Below are 267 nucleotides of genomic sequence, written 5' to 3'. Positions count from 1 at the left end.
CGGAGGTGTTGTTGGAGGCTGATCCGTTGGCGGGCCTGGCCGAGGGCTGCCTGGACATCCTCGGCGGCGCTGCTGGGGTGCAGGCCCAGGTTGCCGGGCTGGTGGCCAGGGCCACGGGGACGTATGCGGACACGGCACGGGCGGCTGCTCCGCCTAATGCCCCGGTGCAGGCGATGGAGATGGCGATCGCCGCGGAAATCGGCTGCGTCCTGGCCATCAGCGGCCGGGCTGCCGGCGCCCTGCTCGCCCAGGCCCATGCCCTGATGG

Annotated in this window: 1 pseudogene; it reads left to right on the top strand. The window is 73.0% G+C overall.

Annotation, left to right across the window (positions count from 1 at the left end):
* Nucleotides 1–267: pseudogene (locus FDW84_RS19450) on the top strand (endonuclease); the annotation flags it as partial.

The sequence above is a fragment of the Pseudarthrobacter sp. NamE5 genome (assembly GCF_005796225.1).
Taxonomy (GTDB): Bacteria; Actinomycetota; Actinomycetes; order Actinomycetales; family Micrococcaceae; genus Arthrobacter.
This window is presented reverse-complemented; position numbering and strand designations above follow the sequence as displayed.